Source organism: Planktothrix paucivesiculata PCC 9631 (genome assembly GCF_900009265.2).
Classification (GTDB): Bacteria; Cyanobacteriota; Cyanobacteriia; order Cyanobacteriales; family Microcoleaceae; genus Planktothrix; species Planktothrix paucivesiculata.
The window spans coordinates 30,596-53,028 of sequence record NZ_LR734998.1; the positions used below are offsets into that span (position 1 = coordinate 30,596).

Annotated in this window: 15 protein-coding genes and 1 pseudogene; 9 read left to right on the forward strand and 7 right to left on the reverse strand. The window is 38.9% G+C overall.

The window, feature by feature from the left end; translation table 11 throughout:
* Position 1 precedes the first annotated feature (1 nt).
* The 3 genes from PL9631_RS03620 to PL9631_RS03630 form a co-directional block, all read right to left on the reverse strand.
* Positions 2 to 643 carry a hypothetical protein gene (locus PL9631_RS03620; protein WP_156090445.1) on the reverse strand — a complete coding sequence of 214 codons (642 nt, stop codon included), beginning with the start codon at positions 641 to 643 and terminating at the stop codon, positions 2 to 4.
* Positions 613 to 1,701, reverse strand: a complete 1,089-nt coding sequence (gene ribD, locus PL9631_RS03625; RefSeq protein ID WP_083617082.1) for a bifunctional diaminohydroxyphosphoribosylaminopyrimidine deaminase/5-amino-6-(5-phosphoribosylamino)uracil reductase RibD — start codon at positions 1,699 to 1,701, stop codon at positions 613 to 615. The genes PL9631_RS03620 and ribD overlap by 31 nt, the downstream gene beginning before the upstream one ends.
* Before the next feature lie 127 nt (positions 1,702 to 1,828).
* Positions 1,829 to 2,410 (reverse strand): hypothetical protein, encoded by a 582-nt coding sequence (locus tag PL9631_RS03630; RefSeq protein WP_083617084.1) that lies wholly within the window; start codon positions 2,408 to 2,410, stop codon positions 1,829 to 1,831.
* Between the two features lie 185 nt (positions 2,411 to 2,595).
* Between PL9631_RS03630 and PL9631_RS03635 the strand changes: the two genes are divergently transcribed.
* Complete coding sequence (locus PL9631_RS03635) at positions 2,596 to 3,825, forward strand: RNA-guided endonuclease InsQ/TnpB family protein (protein ID WP_083617087.1); 1,230 nt, start codon at positions 2,596 to 2,598, stop codon at positions 3,823 to 3,825.
* Positions 3,826 to 3,841: 16 nt separating this feature from the next.
* Here the strand turns inward: PL9631_RS03635 and PL9631_RS03640 are convergent, their stop codons facing one another.
* Entirely contained in the window at positions 3,842 to 7,663 is a 3,822-nt protein-coding gene (locus PL9631_RS03640) for a PAS domain S-box protein (protein ID WP_083617090.1), read from the reverse strand.
* 368 nt (positions 7,664 to 8,031) lie between these two features.
* Between PL9631_RS03640 and PL9631_RS03645 the strand changes: the two genes are divergently transcribed.
* From PL9631_RS03645 to PL9631_RS03655, 3 genes are read left to right on the forward strand one after another with little or no spacing between them, the layout of a single operon-like run.
* A complete protein-coding gene (locus PL9631_RS03645) occupies positions 8,032 to 9,246 on the forward strand; it encodes a glycosyltransferase family 4 protein (protein WP_083617092.1) in 1,215 nt (404 codons plus the stop codon).
* A 24-nt stretch (positions 9,247 to 9,270) separates the two neighbouring features.
* Positions 9,271 to 10,917, forward strand: a complete 1,647-nt coding sequence (locus tag PL9631_RS03650; RefSeq protein WP_156090446.1) for a hypothetical protein — start codon at positions 9,271 to 9,273, stop codon at positions 10,915 to 10,917.
* 54 nt (positions 10,918 to 10,971) lie between these two features.
* Complete coding sequence (locus PL9631_RS03655; protein ID WP_083617098.1) at positions 10,972 to 11,790, forward strand: ion transporter; 819 nt, start codon at positions 10,972 to 10,974, stop codon at positions 11,788 to 11,790.
* A gap of 43 nt (positions 11,791 to 11,833) precedes the next feature.
* Here PL9631_RS03655 and PL9631_RS03660 read toward each other — a convergent pair whose 3' ends face one another.
* Both PL9631_RS03660 and PL9631_RS03665 read right to left on the reverse strand, forming a co-directional pair.
* On the reverse strand, positions 11,834 to 14,194 hold the full coding sequence (locus tag PL9631_RS03660) for a glycoside hydrolase family 31 protein (RefSeq protein ID WP_083617101.1): 2,361 nt from the start codon (positions 14,192 to 14,194) through the stop codon (positions 11,834 to 11,836).
* Positions 14,195 to 14,245: 51 nt separating this feature from the next.
* Positions 14,246 to 15,028: an SDR family oxidoreductase gene (locus PL9631_RS03665; RefSeq protein WP_083617103.1), complete on the reverse strand. Its 783-nt coding sequence runs from the start codon at positions 15,026 to 15,028 to the stop codon at positions 14,246 to 14,248.
* Between the two features lie 334 nt (positions 15,029 to 15,362).
* Between PL9631_RS03665 and PL9631_RS03670 the strand changes: the two genes are divergently transcribed.
* The 4 genes from PL9631_RS03670 (at position 15,363) to PL9631_RS03685 (ending at position 20,166) form a co-directional block, all read left to right on the forward strand.
* Complete coding sequence (locus PL9631_RS03670; protein ID WP_083617106.1) at positions 15,363 to 16,043, forward strand: Uma2 family endonuclease; 681 nt, start codon at positions 15,363 to 15,365, stop codon at positions 16,041 to 16,043.
* Between the two features lie 5 nt (positions 16,044 to 16,048).
* On the forward strand, positions 16,049 to 17,293 hold the full coding sequence (locus PL9631_RS03675) for an MFS transporter (RefSeq protein ID WP_083617109.1): 1,245 nt from the start codon (positions 16,049 to 16,051) through the stop codon (positions 17,291 to 17,293).
* Positions 17,294 to 17,315: 22 nt separating this feature from the next.
* On the forward strand, positions 17,316 to 18,911 hold the full coding sequence (lnt, locus tag PL9631_RS03680; RefSeq protein ID WP_083617112.1) for an apolipoprotein N-acyltransferase: 1,596 nt from the start codon (positions 17,316 to 17,318) through the stop codon (positions 18,909 to 18,911).
* A gap of 154 nt (positions 18,912 to 19,065) precedes the next feature.
* The gene (locus PL9631_RS03685) at positions 19,066 to 20,166 is read left to right on the forward strand and encodes a hybrid sensor histidine kinase/response regulator (RefSeq protein WP_083617115.1); all 1,101 of its coding nucleotides are present in this window, start codon (positions 19,066 to 19,068) and stop codon (positions 20,164 to 20,166) included.
* 215 nt (positions 20,167 to 20,381) lie between these two features.
* On the opposite strand, the pseudogene PL9631_RS03690 reads toward PL9631_RS03685, so the two are convergent.
* Positions 20,382 to 21,186, reverse strand: a pseudogene (locus PL9631_RS03690) (transposase).
* Between the two features lie 169 nt (positions 21,187 to 21,355).
* On the opposite strand from PL9631_RS03690, the gene PL9631_RS03695 reads away from it, so the two are divergent.
* Positions 21,356 to 22,369: an IS701 family transposase gene (locus PL9631_RS03695; RefSeq protein WP_083617277.1), complete on the forward strand. Its 1,014-nt coding sequence runs from the start codon at positions 21,356 to 21,358 to the stop codon at positions 22,367 to 22,369.
* The last annotated feature ends 64 nt before the right edge of the window (positions 22,370 to 22,433 follow it).

Consider the following 22,433-nt stretch of genomic DNA (forward strand, 5'->3'; position numbering starts at 1 on the left):
TTCAGTTTCCAGGAGAAGCTGGAGGAACTTCGGGCTCGGGAGACTGCATGATTGTAGGAGAATTTTGATAGGATTTATTAAAGCTCATGGCAACTAATGAAAATCCCAAATAAGCGGGTAAAATAATCGCAGTAATAAAAGCCAAAACCGTTAACCAAGACCCTAAATCATTGGATTTTCCATAGGTAGAACGATAGGGATCTTGCTTAATTTGATAGGGGTTTTCTTGAATTTCTAATCCTCTTAAACGCTTAAATCTAACCCGTCGGTCATCTAATTTTTCCACTAAAATCCAACCCATTTCGGCTTCTTCCTGACATAACCGTTTAAAAACCGTGGGATTGCGAAATACATCTTGACTGGCGCGGACAATCTTGTATTCCCATTCCTTGACTAAGGGTTCAAGAGATTCGGCATTGGAATAGCCGTTAGATTGTACGGATTTTGCACGCATTTTTTTGATATCTTCTGAGTCGTAGCGAGTCAATGTTTCTTCCTCCTCCTGTTCTAATTCTAAATTAATTTGGATGGAACAGAGCCAGTTAGCGAGTAAAACCGCATCAATTCCTAGACTACTGACCATCAGACTTAATACAGCAATTTCACTCATAATTAAGTGGGAGATAAATAACCTTCTATCCACAAATCACAACCCACAGAACCCCAAGTCATTCTTTCTAATAAAAGTGCCTCTGTCATTTGAGTAAAACCCAAATCTCCTACGGGAGAAAGTGCCGTTTTTCCCCCAATAATTTTAGGAGCAATAAAGGCTAAAACTTTATGAATGCTGCCATCTTTGAGTGCATTGGCGGCGAGGGTTCCCCCACATTCCCACAACACTGATAAAAATTGACGTTCATAGAAATAAGTCATGACCTGGGCGGGTGTCAAGGGGGACAATTCCGCGACCTCTACCCCCTTATTCTGTAGAAAATGTTGGAAATCTGGATTTATACCCTCCTCTGTTATAACTAAAGTTTTTGCCTCTTGAGTGTCCCATAAATGGGCTTGTTTGGGTAAATCTAAGGTACGACTCATGACCACTCGCAAGGGGTTGGGTTCCCCAGCATCGTGAGTTGTGAGCAAGGGATTATCTTGTCGGACGGTATTTCCGCCCACAATTACCGCATCACAGGCGACTCGTAACTGATGAACTTTTTGTCGGGCTTCTGTTCCCGTCACCCAATAACTATGACCGGTTGTAGTGGCAATTTTTCCATCTAAGGTCATGGCATATTTCCAAATTCCTAGGGGTTGATGATGTAGGATTTGATGAATAAATGCTTCATTTAATTGTTGACAATCGGTTGTTTCTATGCCTACAATTACCTCAATTCCCGCATCTTTTAACCGTTGAATTCCTGTGCCTGAAACCAAGGGGTTAGGGTCAACCATTCCGACTATAACTTTAGCCACTTTCGCGTCAATTAGGGCTTCTGTGCAGGGGGGAGTCCGACCAAAATGATTACAGGGTTCTAAATTGACATAAACCGTTGATCCCTGGGCTTGTTCTCCGGCATTTCTCAGGGCAAAAACTTCTGCATGGGGTTGACCCGCCCCGGGATGAAACCCTTCTCCAATAATATTTCCATCTTGAACAATCACACAGCCTACTAAGGGATTAGGTGCAGTTTTTCCTAATGCTTGACGGGCTAATTTTAAGCATTGCTGCATCATTTGTTGATCAAAATTTAAGGTCATAAAATAGGGGTTAAGGGTAATTACGAATTACGAATTACGAATTACGAATGGGTTATGGGTAATTAACAGTTAACTAATAGCTAATAACTAATAACTAATAACTGATGACTGATAACTGATGACTGTTTTAACTGTTTTCAATGGCGGGAAGTTGGGGTAGGATTTGGGACTCGGGAAGTTGGGGGGTTGTGGGGGAATTTCCTTGATAATCAGGGTTTAGGGTTGTGAAAATTGAAGTTCCAGAGGGGGATTGATTTTGGGCTTTGGTGAGTAAATCAACCGTATCCCCTAAAGCCATGGTTAAACTATTACGAGTTTCTAAATGGGCAGTTTTTTCGGCTTCGAGGGCTTCAACCAGTTGATGAATTTGTTCTCGGGAGCGATCGCGTTCTAACATCACCTCAATTAATTTTGCCTTAACTTCATCCAAGGTTTTTAACAGGTCAATCTCTTGGCGAACGGCGACCCGCACCTGTAGCTCATTAGGCAAGGGAGACAGACGTTGCCATCGTTCTAACTCGCCTCGCAGTTCTCCCACCTGTTCTAAATAGCGTCCGGCTTCTTGGCGTCGTTGTTGGGCTTCAGTATTGTAGCGTTGTCGCCATTGGTCGGAACTTTCGACCGCCGCATTGAGATCCCGTTGGGTTTGTGCCAACTGTTGTTTCAAGCGCTTAATTTCATCGAGCCACTGCCGAACATCCTGGGTCATAGAACTGGGAAAAATAAAAAATCGGGCAATTAATTGATTCTAAGATTTTATAACACAAGTCTGGGAGCTTGAAAACAAGCGTGTCTTCAGACCACCAGATCAAAAGCGACCCAGGGAAATTTATTCCCCTGTGAATATTTCCTAATCTATGTTAACATAAGTTAGGTCGAAAAAAGGAGATTTCTATGATAGTTCTGGAATTCAAAGTTAAAGGCAAACCCCATCAATACAAAGCGATTGATCAAGCAATTCGCACAACCCAATTCATTCGTAATAAAGCGATTCGGTATTGGATGGATAATTCAAGAGAATTAAAAGTTGATAAATTTGCCTTAAACAAATATTCCACAACTCTTAGAAAGGAATTTCCCTTTGTTGCCGACCTAAATTCAATGGCAGTCCAATCCGCCGCCGAGCGAGGATGGACTGCCATTGGTCGTTTTTACGATAATTGTAAGAAAAGGATTTCTGGTAAAAAAGGATATCCCAAATTTCAGAAAGATTGCCGTTCTGTTGAATATAAAACATCGGGATGGAAGTTACACCCCACTAAAAGACAGATTACCTTTACCGATAAAAATGGGATTGGTAAAGTTAAATTGTTGGGGAAGTGGGATCTCCATACTTATAATACAAAAGACATAAAACGAGTGCGTTTAATTCGTCGTGCCGATGGATATTACGCTCAGTTTTGTCTAAACATTACCGTCGCCGATGTTCAACCGAAAACTGGTAAAGAGATAGGACTTGATGTTGGTATTGAGTCATTTTACACAGACTCAAATGGTTATCAAGAAACGAATCCTAAGTTTCTGAGAAAGGCTGAACAATCAATCAAGCAATCTCAGAGACAAATCTATAAGAAAGTTAAGGGTTCATCAGGGCGACGGAAAGCTAGAAAAGTTTACGCCAAAAAACACTTAAAAGTAAGTAGACAACGGAATGAACACGCAAAGAGAATTGCGCGTAACGTATGCACATCTAACGATGTAGTCGTCTATGAAGATTTAAGTGTTAGAAATTTAGTTAAAAACCATTGTTTAGCTAAATCAATTAGTGATGCAAGTTGGTATTTGTTTCGGAAATGGATAGAGTATTTTGCAGCTAAGTTTAATAAATTGGCAATTCCGGTTGCACCCCATTACACTTCGCAGAAATGCAGTAATTGTGGGGTAATAGTAAAAAAATCTCTATCAACCCGCACCCATATTTGTAATTGTGGATGTGAGTTACATAGAGATACAAATGCTGCAATTAATATTCTAAATCTTGGGAAACAAACTAGGGATGGGCAATCCCGAAGTAACGCTAATGGACTAGAAACCTCTACTCTACTTGGGGAAACCCTGGCGGAGCAAGTATCTAGGTTGAAGTTAGAATCGAGCCTGTCTTCAGACGGTGAGAGTGTCAACTAAATATTGGTAAAATCTGTTAGATCTGATTAAAATACTGTTCAATATGAACTTTCAGAATTTCTAAGTTTAGTTTAATGCTCTGAAATAATTCGGAACAGAGGGTAATATTCTGCTGTTCTACGGCATCTTCTAGTTGATAGGCGAGTTGAGAAATCATTGTTGCCCCCACATTACCACTAGAACCCTTGAGCCGATGGGCATATTGGTGTAGGACTGTGAAATTCTGGCAGGCGATCGCTTCTTGAATTTCCATAAAATCCTGTTCGCTTCGGTCTATATAAACCTTTAATAGCTTTTGTTGAAACTCTTTTTTACCTCCCGAAATTCTTTGGAGTCGTTCTATATTTAAGGGATAATTTTCAGAGGAGAATGTTGCCATTGGAGCCGCTGTGAATAAGGAAGGGAGAGAAATGTCAGACTTGTGATTTTCTTGATGAATAATATAAGTCCATTTCATTAAAGTTGCCGCTAATTCCTCCTCTTGGACGGGTTTACTCAGATAATCGTCCATTCCAGCCGCTAAACATTTTTCCCGATCGGTGGGTAGGGCATGGGCGGTAAGGGCGATAATAATGGTATGGTGATCAGTTTCTTGTTGTCGGATTTTTTGAGTAGTGGCATAACCATCTAATTGGGGCATCTGACAATCCATAAACACAATATCATATTGTTTTTGATGCAAAATCTCTAGGGCTTCCAGACCATTATTCGCTAGATCGGCTTCATATCCCAAGAGACTCAGTTGATTTAAAATCACTTCTTGATTAATTAGATGATCTTCAGCTAAAAGAATCCTTAACTGGGGTTTAGATGGGGTTAAGAATTTGTCATCCCAGACAATTCTAGCTTGAGATTGTTGTTGGATATTCGATGAAATCTGGATCGCCATGGTTTTTAAGATCGCATCAAATAAACGAGAAGCCCTAACAGGTTTAATTAAATAACTGGCTATACCTTTATCTAATAGGTTTTCGGCTTTATCTCGGTGATTGTTCCGGGTCATTAAGACTAATTTTGTTGAGGATAAATTGTGATCTTTTTGGATAATATCAGTAATATTATTTGAATAAAAAGTTAATAATTTTTGATCGAAAATCGCGATATCATAGGGTTTTCCCAGGGTTCCTGCTTGGCCCAATAAAGTTAATGCTGATTCTGTATCCATGGCTTCATCTAACTCTATTCCCCAGGATTGAGTTAAAAAACGAATCGATTGACGAACTGCACTACTGCGATCAGCAACTAATAATTTTAAATTGATTAAACTAGGGGGGACAACTCGAGTAGGTTTGGTTTCTCCGATTAAAAATTGAGCGGTAAACCAAAATATTGATCCTTTACCGACTCTACTTTCAACCCCAATCTCACCGCCCATTAAATCAACTAATTGTTTAGAAATGACTAACCCTAATCCTGTCCCTCCATACTGACGGGTGGTGGAAGCATCCAATTGGGAAAAACACTGGAAAAGCTTATCTTTTTCTTCCGCAGCAATCCCAATACCAGTATCGGAAATTTCAAACCGTAATCGGGTTGTATGGGACGTATGAGAAAGTTGATTCACCCGGACGACGATTTCTCCGGCGGGGGTGAATTTAATCCCATTTCCTAATAAGTTTAATAGAATTTGGCGTAAACGACCCGGATCTCCGCGTAACTGACGGGGTACATTAGTATCAACAATAATAGCGAGTTCTAATCTTTTTTCTTCTGCCTGAGTTGCCACCCAATCAACAACGGTTTCTAAACAATTTTCCAAATCAAAATCTAGTGTTTCTAGTTTGACTTCGATCGCTTCTAATTTAGAAAAGTCAAGAATATCATTAATAATTGCCAATAAATGTTCCGCACTCATGCGAATTCCGTTAACAAAATTATGTTGTTTGGGAGTTAATTCGGTTTTTAATAATAATCCTGCCATCCCTAAAACTCCATTCATAGGAGTGCGGATTTCATGACTCATATTGGCCAGAAATTGAGACTTAATCCGGGCATTCTCTAAGGCGGCTTCCCGAGCTTCTACTAATTCATCAATTCGATCTGCTGCAATCACCACACCCCCAATTTGTTGATTGGATTCATACCAAGGATGAATCGCCCAGCGAATAATACTTTTTTTACCATTGGCATCATAAAATATATCTTCAGAATTGGAAATAATCTTTCCTTTTAATCCTTTTTTAAAGGCTTTTTTCCAAGTGTAAGGCATTTGAGGAAACACTTTTGAATCAGACTGTTTAAGGGAAGAAAGTTGTTGTTTTAATCGGACTAAACCAAAATCGGATAACCATTTATCACTGTAGGCAATATAGCTCATTTCTCGATTAAACATGGCCATGGCTACGGGAGCATGGGTAATAATTTGTCTGAGTTGTTGACTTTCTCTTTCGATCGCATCTTCTACTTGTTTGCGTTCTGTAATATCTCGACCGGTTCCATACATTAATCCAGTCTGGGCAACTCTAACACAATTCCAAGCAATCCATTTATAGGAATTATCTTGACAACGAAGTTGGGTTTCAAAGGAAAAGATCAGAGCTTCTTGAGTATTTTCTTCACTAATAGATTGTTCAACGGAACTTAAATGATCGGGATGAACTAGGGAGGTAAAGCAGGTTTTTTGGAGTTGTTGGGGAGTAAAACCCAGAATTTTTTCTACGGAGGGACTTACCCGTTTAAATAGTAAATTTCGATCAACAATAATTAGCATATCAACGGATAATTCAAAAAAGCGATCGCGTTCTAACTCTAATTGTTTGCGATCGGTAATATCTTCAATCACCGCAATACCATAGCGTTTTTCCTCCCTTTGATAATAGGGAGATTTATCTAACCATGATCCTAGGGAAACTGTTAAATTAATCCAGACAATTGAGCCATTTTTATGAATATAACGTTTCTCGATTGAATAACTGGAAATTTCTTGATTAATCAGGTTTTTAAATAACAATAAATCTTTATTAATATCCTCGGGATGGGTCAGATCGGTTAACCTATATCTTAATAGTTTTTCTCGGGGATAACCCAAAATATCACATAATTTTTGATTGACTTTTAGCCATTTTTGGGATATGGAAATATGACCTATGCCCACAGCAGCTTGTTCAAAGGTATCTCTAAATAGCTTTTCTTGGGCATGGGTTTGGGCTATTTGCAAGGCTAACTGTTGATCTAATTTTTGCATTAAATATCTGGCGAAAATAGATCCTAAAATTCCTAGTCCGGTTACGGCAAACATGGATAGCCATGTTAATTGAATCTGATCATTTTGATTCTTTCTACGTTCCTCAATACTCAGTTCTTCTTCGTCAATTAATTGATAAATCTCCTGGCGAGTAATCTGCATTTGTTCCCCCATCTCCAGTAAAAGATTTTGTGAATTTGCTGACTGCTGGGGGGATTTAACTGGAGATTTGATTGTATTTAAGTATACTTTAAAAAGTGCATTAGATTTATCAATAGACGTTTGCAGAGTTTTTAGTTTTTGAATTGTATTCGGATTATCTTTGGCTAAATCTCTCATTTCATTCAAGGAAATAAGTAGATTTTTAGTTGCTTTTTCGTGACTGTCTAAATATTTTTTTTGACCCGTTAACCCATAATCTTTGACAACAACTTCTGTGGTCAAAACTTGCGTTAGCAATTCTTGAGCTTGGTTTTTGACAAGATAGGTATGGTAAACTCTGTCTCTAGCTTCTTGTGCTTGGTATTGAAATGTGGCTGCGATCGCTAGACCAATGATTAAACTAGATATGGGAATCACAGCAATCAGACTGGCGCGATGACGTTGGATAAACCTTAGCCACTTCGGTAAGGAATCGGTAAAATCTGTATTCATATCTCCATCTTAAAGCAAGCCGTTAAACCAGAACACCGACATCTAACCGTTTCAATAAGTTAATCAACCCATAACAACATCTACAAAAACACCGATCTGAAGCGAGATCGGTGCATTGGGGGTGTTATGCCCCCTACCATAACAGATGAACACTCCGCTTTGAGGGGAACCTTGTGCTAGTTCTAAAATTGTCACAAGAATCAAATTCTCTAAGAGTTTGATTAATTCAGGTTCAAAAAACAGAGAAGATTAAGTTTAAGAGTTGTATAATAATACAACATTTGTAAAAAAAATTGATCGCCAATAGCCTAAGTCCTTCTTTTGAGGCAATTGGGTTATCTATTGTTTAATTCTGATTGAATCACCCTATGAATATTTTAATCATCTCCTCTACATTTCCCTATCCACCCAGTCGAGGAGGAACGGAGATTAGAACGTTTAACTTGCTCAAATATCTTCATTCTCGCCATCATGTTACTTTGATTACCCAAAGACATTCGGGGGTTAGTGATCAGGATGTAGAAGAATTGCGTCAATGGGTGAGTCAACTGGTGGTGTTTCCCCTGCCTCCCGAACCTCCGACTGGGGCTGTGGCTAAAGTCGGTCGGTTTATTAATTCCCTGGTCAAAAGTACCCCTCCTAATGTCCTTTATCGATATTCCCAAGAAATGCAAACTTGGATCGATCAAGCCGTTGAACAGGGCAAAGTTGATGTGATTACTTGCGAACATAGTGTTAATGAAATTTATATTCGACCGTCCTATTTAAAGCAGGTTCATACCGTTGTTAATATTCATAGTTCCGTTGTCGGTTGGACTCGTAATCATTTAGAAATGGGGGCTTCTCCCCATCCCCAACGCGATCGGATTTATTTACAATTACTCCTAGAACGCTATGAAAAACGTTATGCGGCTAAATTTCATGATTTAGTTGTCACCACCGAAGATGATGAAAAACAGTTTCGCCAATTTCAACCCCAGGGAGAAATTCATGTGGTTGCGAATGGGGTGGATTTAGAATTATTTCCCATGCGATCGCTTGATCCCAATAATCATAACCTGGTATTCGTCGGGGCCATGGACGCCTCCCATAATATCGACGCCGCCAGATTTTTCAGTCTCGAGGTCTTACCCATCCTGCAAAATTCCTATCCCGATACCACCTTTACCATTATCGGCGCCCGACCCGTTCCCGAAGTTCTACAATTAGCGAAGCATCCCGGTGTAATCGTCACGGGGGGAGTTCCCAAGGTCGTCGATTATTTACATCAGGGTACGGTCTGTGTCACGCCCCTCCGCAGTGGCTACGGAATTAAAAATAAAACCCTGGAAGCCATGGCCGCCGGGGTTCCGGTGGTAGCCAGCGATCGCGGTTTAGAAGGATTGGCCGTGGATGGGCCCCATGACCCCCATCGCGCCCTGCGCGCTAACACCGTGGCCGAATATGTAGAAACCATCAGCCGACTGTTTGAACATCCCCATCTGAGGGAAGAATTGTCGCAAAATGGGAGATTATTAATTGAAACTGAATATACTTGGGAACGAGCCGGTCAACTTTATGAACAAGTCTTACTGCGCCGTTAGAATCCTTCCATCCTATCAATCCCCATGATGAATCCGTTAGAGACAGGTCATCAACCCTCGCCCAGAAAAAAGAGTCAACCCCAAAAACCTACGGCTAAACCCGCTAAATCGGGGCAACAGCAGCGTCCAAATCGACGTTCCCAAACGACTGCTTTACCTGCGGGCAAAAAAACAGCCCCCCAAGCCCTGAAACCCAAATCGTCCCAGCCCATCAGCCGATTCTGGAAAAAATGGATTGCCGATGGAGTGGCTTTTACCCTACTTTTTGGGGGTACGACCCTAATTGGGGGCTGTGCCTGGTTTAGTTATCAACTAATTGTTAATCCTGATATTGGGGTTTGGTTAAATCAATTGTTACCCAGTTGGACACAAATTCCCCTACAACGCCGAGACTCAATTGTTACCTTAGAGGAAATTAATCAAGCCCTCAAAACTGAAGGATTAAGGGTGGGAAAATCCCTAACTTTACCGATGGTTGATTCCGTTTCTAAAACGGTGAATGAGCAAAAATCCGCATTCCCCCTTAACTCTTTATTTGTTAATGCCGACGGCGCTGTTCAACAGTCGAATGATTTATTAATTCCCATTATCAAAAGCCGTGAATCGAGTGTGACCCATCCCTGTGAAGGAGTATGCGAGGAAATTGTACAGGTGCGGGTTTATCAAGCGGTTAAAACCCCCTATCAGCGCCAGGGTAGCACTCAATATTATCGGTTAATTCAGCAGCTAGAAACTAAGGGGCCAGCCGAATCTTTTGTGATTGCATCATTAATTGGAACCGAATCTAATCAACAGGGTTCTAATAAGCCCTTACCCTTAACTAGACTGACACAATTTAAAGGCAAAGTTCCTCAAGGGGGGGTCTGGTTTAGTGTCCATAGTGAGCGGATAATCGCAGATAAAACCGTTCCCTATGGACAGATTCTGCATTACAATCCGAGTCATAATTATTTGAGTATGATGTTGGAATGGAAAAGTGCCGCCGGACAACAACCCATCTGGCAAGAAGTGACTGGAGGCAAAGATCCAGAATTATTAATTGAACAAACCATTGGGTTAGAGCCTCAGTTTAGTATTTATCAAGTCCAACCCTTGCAATTTATTCCTAACCCGATTCAATTAACTGCGATTTCCTTAGATGAAACCTTTTTAGATGATTATAATTATCGACAGGCTTTAAGATTAGCCCGCAGTGGTTTATGGTCACCAGCATTGGATTTAATTAAACCCTTGAAAAAAAATATAGTCTCTGGAAATAGTCCTAATTTGAAATGGTCAATGGCGGTTCAAGCCCAGTTAGATTTAATCGAATTTCATGCTAAAATTACTAAGGCTCAAGCGATCGCAGCTTGGGCAAGTCCCAGTCAACAGGTCTTAGCTAGTTTGATTGATGGACGCTGGAATGAAGCCCTAGAGTTCTTAAAAAATAGCCCAGGAAATCAACAGGAAATTGGCAATTTATTAAGATCAAATGGAGGAAGAATTAAAAATCGTTTGAACGCAGCTTTATTAGAAAATCCTGAACAATTGGAATTAAAGACCTGGGGAACTTTAATGATTGCGGCGGAAAATGGTAGAAATCGAGCGATTACTTGGTTAGATGAACAACCCCAAACAGAGCAAAAAGACCGCCAAGAAATCCTAGAGTTATTATTAAAATCCATAGAATAAATTCTATTCCATCAGATCATAACTTTTAACTTATTTTATAGCCTATCTAAATTTATGGGAGATCCAATTTCATCCCCATCTCAATTCGGTTTTTGGGAACATAAACGCCAGAAAGTCGCCTTTTATTTAGAAGATATTAATACTCCCATCGGAAAAACCGTTAATTTAACCTTAACCGGATTAATTTTAATCTCCTTAACCAGTTTTATCGCCCAAACCTATCCGATTTCTGATTTAGTTCATTCTCGGTTAGAATTGCTGGATTTTGTGATTTTAATTTGTTTTACAATTGAGTATTTAATTCGATTTTGGGCGGCTGATAATAAAAAAGAATTTCTATTCAATCCTTTATCTATTATTGATTTAGTTATTATTTTACAGGGTTATTTGAGATTTTTAAATATTAGTTATTTAAGAATATTTCGTTGGTTTAGAATCCTACGACTGATTCGATTTATTGATGTTAAAATCTCAATTTTTAGGATTAGAAGCGAAGATGGAGTCATTTTAGCTCGCATTATTTTTACCCTATTAACCATTATTTTTATCTTTTCCGGCTTAATTTATCAAGTCGAACATCCCGTTAACCCAGAGGTTTTTAAAACCTTCTTAGATGCGGTTTATTTTTCCGTCGTTACCATGACTACCGTAGGGTTTGGGGATGTCACTCCCATCTCAGATAAAGGAAGATTTTTAACCATCTTAATGATATTAACCGGAATTGCTTTAATTCCTTGGCAATTAGGGGATTTAATCAAACAATTACTCAAAACAACTAATCAAATAGAAACGATTTGTTCCGGGTGTGGGTGGTCAATTCATGACCAAGATGCGCGCTTTTGTAAACGCTGTGGCACTCAATTAAACCCTTAATTCATGATTACGTTGTTGCGCTTAAGCGCAATCTTTACAAGGGCTATAAACCAACAACAGGTTGATAACCAAACCTTAATATTTTCCCCCGACCCTCATCTTGAAAACGCTGTTCTCCCACTCCCACCACATCAATAATTATCTCACGGTCAGGGGGATTCCATTCTCCTTGACGGGGTTTAATTTCAATAATTAATTCCTGACTTTCTGGATAAACTTGATATTCTGTTATTGAATAAACTCCCTGAAGATACTCAAAAGAATCACCATCATCTTCATATAAAATCCCCTCTCCCGTCCCGGGAAACACCTTAAAAGTTAAACAATCAATGGGTTTTTCATCCACATATTGCATCACCGGTTGTAAAGGAATAATTGAACCTCCTTTTCCATAAAGTGGCATCCGTTCTAAAGGAGCATCTGCTAAAATATATTGTGATCCCGCATGGGGTTTTCCCGTCCACCAATCATACCAAATTCCTGCGGGTAAATACACCGCCCGAGATTCAATTCCGGGGCGATAAATCGGAGCAGCTAAAATAGCAGAACCCAATAAAACTTGATCGGATAAAGTATAGGTTTTGCTATCATTAGGATAGTGATAAAATAGGGGACGAAGAATTGGCGCGCCCGTTTGTGTCGCTTCCCAAAATAAGGTATAAAGATAGGGTAAAAGACGATAGCGTAATTCTAAATACTCCCGACAAATGCGTTCAACCCGTTCTCCAAATGCCCAGGGTTCATGTTGGGAGGTTGACAAAGCAGAATGACCTCGCATCAAGGGATATAAGATTCCCAATTGCATCCAACGGGCGAATAATTCCGGTGTAGCATTGCCTCCAAAACCTCCAATATCAGACCCTACAAATCCTACCCCCGACAACCCCATATTACACAACATCGGCAGAGACATTTCTAAATGTTCCCAAATCGAATGGTTATCCCCCATCCACACCGATGACCAGCGTTGAATCCCCGCATATCCTGACCGAGTTAAGACAAAAGATCGCTGTTTTGGTCGCAATTTTAACAACCCTTGGGCGCTAGATTTTGCCATCATTAATCCATATAAATTATGGGCTTCAGCGTGGGTTGTTTGTTCTTCTTTTGGCCCCTGTAAACTCTCTAAAGGAAAGGTAATTTTAGTTCCCTTATCCCCCAAAGGACGGTCATCGATGGCGGGTTCATTCATATCATTCCAAATGCCCGCAATACCAATATTTGTTAAGGTTTGATGGCATTCTCCCCACCATTTTTGGACTTGGGGATTTAAAAAATCGGGAAACACGGCTTTATCCGGCCAAACATAACCATGAAATAGTTCTCCGTTGGGTTTTCTAATAAAATAATTCTGTTTTAATCCTTGATCAAAAATAGTATAATTGGCTTCGGGTTCATATTTAACTCCCGGGTCAATAATGGTCACGGTTTTAAAGCCATTTTTTGATAAATTTTGAATCAAATTTTCTGGATTTGGAAATCGTTTTTCACTCCAGGTAAAAACTCGATATCCCTGCATATAATCAATATCTAAATGAATCACATCACAAGGAAGTTTACGGGTTCTAAATTGTTTTGTTAGTTCTTGAACAACGGTTTCTGATTCATAACTCCAACGACATTGATGATAACCTAAAGCCCAACGAGGAGGTAGGGGCATTCGTCCGGTTAGTTGGGTATAGGTATTTAAAATTTGCTCCGGTTTCGGGCCATAAATAATATAATAATCTAATTCTGGGGCGTGGGTTTCTATCTGCAAAATCCCTGGTTTTTTGACTCCAATATCGAAGCGACTCCAATAGGTACTATTTAAAAAAATGCCATAACTTAATTCCGGTCGTAGGGCTATAAAGACAGGAATGGCTTGATACATGGCATCAGTTAAAGCGTCATACTTGCGACAATTCTCTGTCCAATTGGTTTTAATTTCTCCCGTTTTATCTAAAAATCCGGTGCGTTCTCCAAAGCCATAAAAATGTTCTTCTGGTTCAATCTTTTTGTCAACTGCTGTTAACCCGGGTTGCCATTTAAACCCTAATTCTGCATCGGTTCCAAAGGGTTGATTTTGCCGATCATAACATTGAATTCGGTAAGGGTGATGTTGAACAGATATTCTGATTTTTTCGGTAATAATTTCTGTAGTTTCTTCGGTTTGGTTAGTTTGAAAGGGAGTGGGCTGCCATTCACTATCATCTAAATTAATCGCCCAAGATCGACGGGGAAGAAAATCACCAGAAGGAGAATAACGAATTCTAATTAAATTATTAGCTAATATACTAATTTTAACATAGACATTGCCGCAGTTAAAGAGAAGATGGCGATCGCCTATTTCTACACTTTGCACCGCTTCAATTGTTGACCAATTGGCGTCTAGGGCGTGTAACTGTCCGAAATATTGGGGCATATAAATAGGATTTTTATTTTAACTGTATATTATCATATCAAATCGAACTATTTATCCTTGTAATAAAGATTGTCCCCCATCGATCCAAACTTCTGTTCCAGTAATATGACTCGAAGCATCGGATACTAAAAATAATACCAGTTGTGCCACTTGTTCAGAGGTTCCAGGTTGACCATTAGTTAAGGGAATTTTACCTTCAGGAAATTCAACGAGTTCTTGAGTTTTTTCTAAATATTGTCGTTCAGTATTCTGATCGATTTCGGTGGTAATTGCCCCCGGACAAATGACATTCACTCTAATTTTATATTTCGCTAATTCTAGGGCGGTCATTTTAGCAAAAGTAACCTGGGCAGCTTTTGTACAAGCATAAGCTGTTGCTCCAGTATTACTAAACATTCTAGTTCCATTTACAGAAGAATTAATCACCACACTTCCCCCTTGTTTCTTCAGATAGGGTAAGGCATATTTTAAGGTATAAAAAGTTCCATCTAAATTAACAGAAATTGTGGCTTTCCATTCCTGGGGGGAAAGTTCTTCTAAAGGAGCCCAAACTCCGTTAATACCCGCATTAGCAAAAACAATATCAATTTTTCCCCAAGTTTCTGCTATTTTATCCATGGACTGTTGTACCTGTTCGGGGTAGGAAATATCCGCCGTGGTCATCATCGCTTCCCCACCAGTTTGTTTAATCTGATCAATCGTTTTTTGACCTTTTTCCGGTGTGCGATCGAGGGTGGCTATTTTTGCCCCTTCTTTTGCTAATAAAAATGCAGTTTCTTTCCCAATTCCTGAACCCGCTCCCGTAATTACGGCAACTTTATCTCTGAGTAACATTGACCGACTCCTATTTAATTTTATGAGTATTTTAATGTTTGTGATCTTTTTGATTTTTTACGTCTATCCCAAGAAAGATTTTTGTTTTTTCATGACAGTTTTTGGTTTAGTGAAGGATGGGGAATTTTTGAATAAACCACAAAGGCACAAAGACAGGAAGAAAGATGAGTAAGTTCAGCTTTAAGGTAGAATAAACGGAGTTTAAAAGAATGGGTTTATTATTTTTTATGATTTTCCTAAAATTGAAAATAATGTGCTATAATTAATAGCAACGTTGTTCTTGTTTCTCCCGTCATCTTGATCTTATTTCTGAATTTTTTACATTTTTCCTTCTATGATGAGTTTATCTTCGGTTACAGTATTGCTCAATTCTACAAGTTCAAAATGGCAGACTGCAACCTGGGATGATTATTTAGCCTATCGAGATCATCCCAGTTTAGAGCGAGTTAAGTTATTTTATCAGGAAGGTTATTTATTAATTGAAATGGGTGCAGAAGGAATTAATCACGCTAGTATTAGCGATTTATTTACCATGGTTTTTGCATTTTGGTTTACTCGTTTTCCCGTTGTTAGTTTTAGTTCATTAGGTCGCTGTCAACTGGAAAAAGCAAACCATCGTGCTTCAGCACCCGATCAGGTGTTATATATTGGTGAAAATTCACCTCGTTGGCAACAGGGAGAACCCCGTCGGGTTGACTTAAATCGTTGGCGGGTTCCTGATTTAGTGGGGGAAGTTTCTGATACAACTTTAGCCACTGATTTAGATGAAAAAAAACAACTTTATGCGGCGTTAGGGATTCCTGAATATTGGGTAACAGATGTTAAAGGAAAACAGGTGATTGCCTTTCGTTTACAAGAAAATGGCAAATATGAACAGATAGAATATTCTATAGCTCTTTCGGGTTTACCCATTATACTTTTAGAGCAAACTTTAGAACAATTAACCCAAGTAGAGAATGGTTTGGCGGCTCTCTGGTTTAATCAACAAATTGCTAATATTAATATTAAGGAATAGATATTTTGAACACTTTTCGCAGCTTTGATCCCAAACGTCAACGCAGTTTACTGGCTTTATTTATCGCCGGTTTATGTTTCTGGACAGGGATAACCACACTATTACCAACCCTACCGTTATATATTGAATCTCTTGGCGGAACTACACAACAAATTGGCTGGGTGATGGGGGCCTTTGCCTTGGGTTTATTACCGTCTCGATTGTGGTTTGGCCCCCTAGCCGATCGCAAAAGCCGCAAATTAGTCTTATTAATCGGAACAATAGTGGGGACGATCGCACCTTTCGGATATCTGTTTGCGGAGTCTATCCCCTTACTACTGAGTTTACGAGCCTTTCATGGGATCAGTGTGGCAGCATTTACCATAGGCTACAGTGCCTTAGTTGCCGATATAGCCCCCATTGAACGCCGGGGAGAAGTTATTGGATATATGAGTTTAGTGGCTCCGATCGGTATGGCTATTGGCCCGGCGGTGGGGGGATCAATGCAAGCGATGGTGGGTTACGACCCGATCTTTTTATCTAGTAGCGGGTTTGCGTTTTTAGCATTTTTAGGAATTTGCCAAGTTTGGGAACCCCAACATAATAAACCAACAAAAAAAGTCGCTTCTAATTCTTTATTAGAAAAGGGTTTATGGTTGTTTAAAATGTTATGGAGTCCCCCTTTAAGGGTTCCGGCTTTTGTGATGTTAATGGTCGGTCTAATCTTTGGAACTTTAGTCACATTTTTGCCTTTGGCGGTGAAGGAATCGGGGTTAAATTTTAATGCGGGATTATTTTATAGTACCGCCGCGATCGCTAGTTTTTTAGTCCGTATTCCTACAGGTAGAGCTTCTGACCGTTATGGTCGAGGTTTATTTATTACTGGGGGATTAATTTGTTATTTTTTAGCAATGTTACTCCTATCTCAAACTATGCACAGTAACATTATTTTATTTGCTGCATTACTCGAAGGAATGGGGGCGGGGGTTGTGCTTCCCATGATGATTACCTTAATTACTGATCGATGTTTACCCGAACAACGGGGTCAATTTTTCTCCTTATGTTTAACCGGATTCGATGTCGGAATTGCCCTAGCTGGCCCTATTTTTGGCATCTTTGCCGAACAGTTAGGTTATTCAGTTATGTTTGCTATAGATGCGGGTTTAGCTTTAATGGCTTTAATGAGTTTTATCACCTTTTCTAATAAAACAATTCGTCTTTCTCTCAAATTTGCTTTCGGTCAAGCTAAAGACATCTATAGTTTGAATTAACCCCAGATTCCGGTAATTATTTATGAACAAACGAGAACTAATTCAGCCTTTATTATTAACAGCAATAGCTGGGGTTTTCATGGGAATTGCTGCGGAACCCTGGGGACTGTGGGGGTTAGCATGGGTGGCGTTAGTTCCTTTATGGGTTAATGTTTTATCTAATTTTACTCTCCCTAGTTTTACAGGAATTAAAACCCCTTTATTATTAGCTTTAGTTTGGGGAATCGGCTATTACGGAGTCGCCCTATTTTGGATTACGGGAATTCATCCGATGACTTGGTTAGGAGTTCCTTGGTTAGCCAGTTTAGCGATTACCATATTTTGCTGGAGTTTTATCACCCTTTGGGGGAGTGCTTTAGTAATAATTTGGACGGGATTATTTGTAATTTTATCAGCTAAATTGGCTCTAAGATTCTCTAAGATTTCCCTAGCATTAACCAGAGTTTTAATCGCCACAGTTTTATGGTGTGGTTTAGAATTTTTGTGGGGTTCGACTGCTTTATGGTGGTCTTCTTTGTCCTATACCCAAAGTTTTGGAAATCTAATTATTTTACACTTAGGTAAAATTTCTGGCCCCACAACCATTACTGCAAGTTTATTAATTGTAAATGGGTTAATGGCGGAAGGTTTTATTTTAAATCGGGATAAATACTATTCTCAGACTCAAGATCAAAAATCCTATTTATTATTAATTTTAGCGGTATTATTTTTTGTCTTAGCTCATGGATTGGGGTTAATTTTGTATAGTATTCCTTTACAAAAAAATCCAGAACAGGCGTTAAAAGTGGGGATTATTCAAGGGAATATTGCCAATGAAGTTAAATTAAATTATTCGGGATTTCTACAAGCCTTAAATGGCTATACAACCGGATATGTTACCTTAGCTAATCAAGGAGTAGACTTTGTAGTAACTCCAGAAACCGCCCTACCTTTTTTCTGGACTGACCAGAATCAAAGACAAAATAGTTCGTTTTATCAAGCGGTTTTGAGACAGAAAGTTCCGGCTATAGTAGGAAGTTTTGCCTTAAAAGAAGGGGGATATACGAATAGTTTATTTTCCATGGATGGGGACGGAAATATTATCGGTCAATATGATAAAGTTAATTTAGTTCCTTTAGGGGAATTTATCCCCTTTAGTGAGATTTTAGGCAAATTCATTAGCCGATTATCGCCTTTAGAAGCCACATTAATTCATGGTCAACCTACTCAACAATTCCAGACGGCTTTCGGTCAAGCCACGGTGGGAATTTGTTATGATTCAGCCTTTGCAGACCATTTCCGCCGCCAAACCGCCCAAGGAGGAGAATTTCTGATTACGGCTTCTAATGATGCTTACTATTCCTCCGCCATTTTAGCTCAACATCATGCCCTAGATGTGATGCGAGCCATTGAAAATCATCGTTGGACAATACGCGCTACAAACACAGGATATTCGGGCTTTATTGACCCCCATGGAAAGACTCAGTGGATGTCAAACAAAAATACCTATCAACTCTATTCTGATACAATCTATCGTAATCAGACTCAAACCCTTTATGTGCGTTGGGGAGATTGGCTAATGCCTGTATTATTAATTGCAGGAATAACCCTATTTTTATTGAAGATTGAGCCTTTTTGATCAGTTTAATTCATACCAATAACTATAGCAACCCGCGCTGAGGTTGTAATATTTTAATCCTAATATGAAACAACCAGAAGTATTACTCTGTATTCCCTATTCCCTGTTCCCTTTTAATCAACAATTTTGAACACAACTCAAATGGAATTGCTCTATGATTAAGTCTGATTCAATTCTAATTGTGGATGATGAACCAGATGTTTTTGATGTTTTTGAGGGTATCTTATTCCGAGAAGGATATCAATTACATTATGCTTCCAATGGATTTGAGGTGTTTAAATTCTTAGAATCAAGTTTGCCCGATCTGATTTTATTAGATGTGATGATGCCCGATAGTAATGGCATGGATATTTGTCGGAAAATCAAACAAATTCCCGAATGGAAACCGATTCCTATTATTATGATCACAGCACTGAATTCTAAAGAAACCCTAGCTAAATGTTTAGAAGCTGGGGCGGAAGATTTTATTGGAAAACCGGTTAGTGCTTTAGAAGTTAGAGCTAGAGTTCGTTCAATGCTCCGACTCAAAAAACAGCATGATGAGTTAGAAAAGTCTCAACAAAAACTAGAAGAATTGCTACAATTGCGTGAGGATATGGCTTATTCCATAGTTCACGATCTGAGAAATCCAGTATTTGTAATTTCATTATCTTGTGAACTACTAACCCTAACAAATTTAACGGAAAAACAAGCCCACAAAGTTCATCAAATTGCTCACTCAGGAAGACAGTTAAATAATCTGATTAATTCTTTACTGTTGATGGCTAAACTAGAATCAGGTAAGGAATTACTGAATTCTAAACCTGTTAATCTGTCCTTGATAGTTGAAACCGTTATTAATGAATTTGAAGCCCAAATTATCAAAAAGGAGATAAAGATTACTGCTAAAATTCCTACAGTAAAACGGTTAGTAGTTGCCGATGCTGATTTAATCAAGCGAGTTATTGAAAATTTACTTGATAATGGGATTAAATTCTCTCCTTCAAACAGTGAAATTTTAATAGAAGTTGAATATCCAGTCAATACAAATACCGTTAAAGTTCATGTTCAAGATTCAGGGAAAGGAGTGAAAGATGAACTCAAGGAAAGTATTTTTAAAAAATATGAAACCGGTCAACGCTTTGAAGATGTGGCTCAAACCGGATTAGGATTAGCCTTTTGTAAAATGGTCATTGATGCCCATTTTGGTTGCCTTTCTATTCGCGATAACCAACCCCAAGGATCAATTTTTACGATTGAATTAAAAGCAGAATAATCAGTTATCAGTTAACAGTTTATTATCCATTAACCATTACCCTGTTACTGAGCGAAGTCGAAATATTACCCCAGGACTTACGCAAGGACGCTATATATAGCGCATTCAGGATCAGGCGATCGCTTGATTCAGACAGAAGGGCGATATGCGTCCGGCACGCTACGCGAGCGCGCTTATAAAAAGAGAATTAATCTGTGTTTGAATTGATAAGTAAACTAAATAAAAGAAAGCTTGAGAGAGGGATGTTTAAGCTCTTGGCTCAGGTAATCTGCTAACAAACTAGCTTTTAACTGATAGACAGTTTGAGAAACTTTCTTAGCCATACGAGTCAGAAAAACCCAAACTAATAAAGCGCAAGCAATGTGGTTTTTTTGAATACTCGCTTTACGGCATTGGCAAGATTCTATCCCCGTTAATTGTTTAATTTCTCGGTGAAATTCCTCAATTTTCCATCGCAGTTTACATTGAGAGATGACTTCATCTATTGAAGACTGATTTAAATCATTTGTAGCTACATATTCCGTTCTGTTGGCAGAAACAGTTACCCGAAATAGTTTAACTTTTTTATCTCTAGGGAATTTATTTATTTTGATTAGCTTTCCCTGTTTTTCTTCAATTTCAGACCAAATTAACTGTTCAATAGGCTGATATTTTTTTTGACCTCCTGTATCATCAACCAGCCGGTTTTTTTTGAGCGGAACATAATAAATTTTCCCTAAATTATCAATCAAAGCCATTAACTTTTGCGCTGCATATATATTGACGGCGGACAAGTTCAATTTTCGAGGAAAATCTTTTGTCGAGTACCGTATCATCAAAAACTAAACAAGCTTCGGGATGGCTCTGAAGTTCTGAATGCACTTTTTCCCAAATCACTTCGGGTGTTAAGTTTTCTGAATTCAAGTAACGATTAATTGTATCATGGCTAAACTCTTGAATATGTTCAGCGAAGTTGGTTAGAGTATAATTGATTTGGCTACTCAGGAGATATTGGCAATAGTATAGATAATTGATGCTCATATTTTTGGGCATAGATTCTGATGCTATTTTAACATTCCTTATTCTCCCAGGACTTACGCAGTGACGCTATATGTAGCGTACTAAGGAGTTAGCGATCACTAACCCAAAAGAAATCTGGAAACGGAGAATAAGGAATGTTAAAATAGCATCAGAATCTATGCCCAAAAATATGAGCATCAATTATCTATACTATTGCCAATATCTCCTGAGTAGCCAAATCAATTATACTCTAACCAACTTCGCTGAACATATTCAAGAGTTTAGCCATGATACAATTAATCGTTACTTGAATTCAGAAAACTTAACACCCGAAGTGATTTGGGAAAAAGTGCATTCAGAACTTCAGAGCCATCCCGAAGCTTGTTTAGTTTTTGATGATACGGTACTCGACAAAAGATTTTCCTCGAAAATTGAACTTGTCCGCCGTCAATATAGCGGCAATGAACATCGAGTGATTCGAGGAATTGGTTTAATAAGCTGTATTTATGTAAATCCTGAAACCGGATCCTATTCAGTGATTGATTATCGAATTTACGATCCAGATGGGGATGGTCACACCAAGCTAGATCATGTAGCAGATATGCTGAATGATGTCGTCTTTAAAAAAAAGATTCCTGTAGCGAAAGTGCTTATGGATAGTTGGTACGCAGCCCAAAAGCTAATGGCTTTGATTGATAATTTAGGGAAAATTTATTATGTTCCGCTCAAAAAAAACCGGCTGGTTGATGATACAGGAGGTCAAAAAAAATATCAGCCTATTGAACAGTTAATTTGGTCTGAAATTGAAGAAAAACAGGGAAAGCTAATCAAAATAAATAAATTCCCTAGAGATAAAAAAGTTAAACTATTTCGGGTAACTGTTTCTGCCAACAGAACGGAATATGTAGCTACAAATGATTTAAATCAGTCTTCAATAGATGAAGTCATCTCTCAATGTAAACTGCGATGGAAAATTGAGGAATTTCACCGAGAAATTAAACAATTAACGGGGATAGAATCTTGCCAATGCCGTAAAGCGAGTATTCAAAAAAACCACATTGCTTGCGCTTTATTAGTTTGGGTTTTTCTGACTCGTATGGCTAAGAAAGTTTCTCAAACTGTCTATCAGTTAAAAGCTAGTTTGTTAGCAGATTACCTGAGCCAAGAGCTTAAACATCCCTCTCTCAAGCTTTCTTTTATTTAGTTTACTTATCAATTCAAACACAGATTAATTCTCTTTTTATAAGCGCGCTCGCGTAGCGTGCCGG

Excerpts from the sequence above, each read along its gene's own strand:
- ribD (WP_083617082.1), bottom strand. The coding sequence starts at position 1,701 with ATGACCTTAAATTTTGATCAACAAATGATGCAGCAATGCTTAAAATTA.
- PL9631_RS03630 (WP_083617084.1), bottom strand. The coding sequence starts at position 2,410 with ATGACCCAGGATGTTCGGCAGTGGCTCGATGAAATTAAGCGCTTGAAA.
- PL9631_RS03635 (WP_083617087.1), top strand. The coding sequence starts at position 2,596 with ATGATAGTTCTGGAATTCAAAGTTAAAGGCAAACCCCATCAATACAAA.
- PL9631_RS03640 (WP_083617090.1), bottom strand. The coding sequence starts at position 7,663 with ATGAATACAGATTTTACCGATTCCTTACCGAAGTGGCTAAGGTTTATC.
- PL9631_RS03645 (WP_083617092.1), top strand. The coding sequence starts at position 8,032 with ATGAATATTTTAATCATCTCCTCTACATTTCCCTATCCACCCAGTCGA.
- PL9631_RS03650 (WP_156090446.1), top strand. The coding sequence starts at position 9,271 with ATGATGAATCCGTTAGAGACAGGTCATCAACCCTCGCCCAGAAAAAAG.
- PL9631_RS03655 (WP_083617098.1), top strand. The coding sequence starts at position 10,972 with ATGGGAGATCCAATTTCATCCCCATCTCAATTCGGTTTTTGGGAACAT.
- PL9631_RS03660 (WP_083617101.1), bottom strand. The coding sequence starts at position 14,194 with ATGCCCCAATATTTCGGACAGTTACACGCCCTAGACGCCAATTGGTCA.
- PL9631_RS03665 (WP_083617103.1), bottom strand. The coding sequence starts at position 15,028 with ATGTTACTCAGAGATAAAGTTGCCGTAATTACGGGAGCGGGTTCAGGA.
- PL9631_RS03670 (WP_083617106.1), top strand. The coding sequence starts at position 15,363 with ATGATGAGTTTATCTTCGGTTACAGTATTGCTCAATTCTACAAGTTCA.
- lnt (WP_083617112.1), top strand. The coding sequence starts at position 17,316 with ATGAACAAACGAGAACTAATTCAGCCTTTATTATTAACAGCAATAGCT.
- PL9631_RS03685 (WP_083617115.1), top strand. The coding sequence starts at position 19,066 with ATGATTAAGTCTGATTCAATTCTAATTGTGGATGATGAACCAGATGTT.
- PL9631_RS03695 (WP_083617277.1), top strand. The coding sequence starts at position 21,356 with ATGAGCATCAATTATCTATACTATTGCCAATATCTCCTGAGTAGCCAA.